At 56.1% G+C, this 1,721-nt stretch carries 1 protein-coding gene; it reads right to left on the bottom strand.

What is annotated here, in order from left to right; genetic code table 11:
• Positions 1 to 435: 435 nt before the first annotated feature.
• Positions 436 to 1,695 carry a hypothetical protein gene (locus tag N5J69_RS22120; protein WP_279772593.1) on the bottom strand — a complete coding sequence of 420 codons (1,260 nt, stop codon included), beginning with the start codon at positions 1,693 to 1,695 and terminating at the stop codon, positions 436 to 438.
• Positions 1,696 to 1,721 lie beyond the last annotated feature (26 nt).

Below are 1,721 nucleotides of genomic sequence, written 5' to 3'. Positions count from 1 at the left end.
CTTTTGTGGCCAGTGAACGCGCGGGCGAAAGCCCGCTGCAGGGGTTGACCTGGCAGTTGCCATCAGACCCTAGCCGTCAGGCCCGAACCCCGGAGGGATTCGGCGGAGCTTACCGGCTCTGCCGGTTAGCGGAGTGGGGCTCGACGACCCGGCAACGCCGGGGAGGGCCATCAGGCTGTTTATGCTGTTGACCTTTATGGAGAGGAATCCGGAGAAGCAGCTGCAGTACAGAAAAGGGATAAACAGCAGCAGGAAGCAGAGAGAGAAGACCGTGAGACAGCGTCCCGGAGAGAGAAAGCGCAGGCGAAGGGAGATGACCGGTGCGTCAGCACCGGTTTTTCCCGGCCCGCAGGGCCGCCCGCTTTTAAGCCGCGCCCAAAGCGGGCAGGATCTCCCCCTGCTCCGCTCTGTTGCCTGCCGGTATGATTTGCGATGTCAGCAGTCGAAATAGTATTCAGCCAGGTATGATTTAAGTGCCCCCTCTATACCTGACCAGATTTCCTGACCGTTTTCACCGAACAGCTCAAGCACCATTTCTTTTGTCAGCAGCCAGGCGGCAATCACCGCCGCAGGAATTTTCGGCCGTCGCGATGACCAGTCAGTAACGGCGCGGCTTACGTGATTGGCAATGCTCAGCGCCAGCCCATGTACCAGCTCATAACGCTCATTCTTTGATGCCGGGCAGCTGCGATCACTGAGGCTGACCAGAAACGTCATATCGTCTGCCATGAATTTGGAAAGCCCGCGAGTGTTTAGTCTGTCGCCCCACGTTTTACGCTCCGGACGGACAAATGCCGCCAGCGCGGCCATCACATCGGGATGTCCCTGCCAGGCGGCATCAACAACGCCCGCCTGCGTGGCTTCAGCCTTTGCGCGCAGCTGTCTCGCCGTTTCAAAGTTGTCCCAGCCACTTTCCTGTGCCGCTTCGCTCATCAGCGCTTCTTTTTCTGCGGCGATGCGACTGATTTCTTCTTCACTGGTAACGTGTGAGTTCCATTTAAGGCCTGCTGCATCTGCCGTCAGCACCTTCCTGTTCTGCGCGTCCCTGATAACAATCAAGCGTGGCGAAAAGCTTACTGGCCCCATATCCCGGCCAAAATCACTGTCCCAGTAGCACTCACCCTGCTCGCGCGGGTCCCACTCATCTTCAAGCCATACTGCCGCCGCAATGTTCATTGCTTCCCCTACCGTCCAGGCGCGCCCCAGTTGGATACATCCATCCTGCCAGTATGTGCCATATACCGGATCATCCTCCGGGTACTCCATCTGCCCTAAGACATCCACGCTAAACCTAAACGGCTTAAGGCTTTCCATAACCTCAGCCTTGATGTCTGCTGCGCTGGCCTGCATTTCTTTCAGCGTTGGCCATTCACCACGCGATAGCTCAGAATCAGTCGCTTTGATCATTGCATCGACGTCACGCACCATTTCGTACACCACAGGAGAACTGACAGCACCCATTTCTTCCAGCCGCTCAATTCTGTCCCGTGCAATCCAGGGTGCGTCATATTCCTCATCTGCGTCATCAGGCTCGATACCCAGGCGCGCAAGGGTACGGAAAAACAGCATATCGCCCTCAATTTTCGCAAGATCAATCAGTGCAGCTACTTTCTGCGAAAAATAAACGGATTCGGGGGTTTCAACCCATGTTTTGGAAGATTCTGAAGCGGCGGTGTTGACGTTTTGTGTGTGCATGCTGGTTCTCCTGTCAGGTGGTTAAT

The sequence above is a fragment of the Pantoea sp. GD03673 genome, from assembly GCF_029844725.1.
Classification (GTDB): Bacteria; Pseudomonadota; Gammaproteobacteria; order Enterobacterales; family Enterobacteriaceae; genus Pantoea.
Note: the sequence above shows the minus strand (reverse complement) of the source record. Positions and strands in the feature narration are given on the sequence as shown.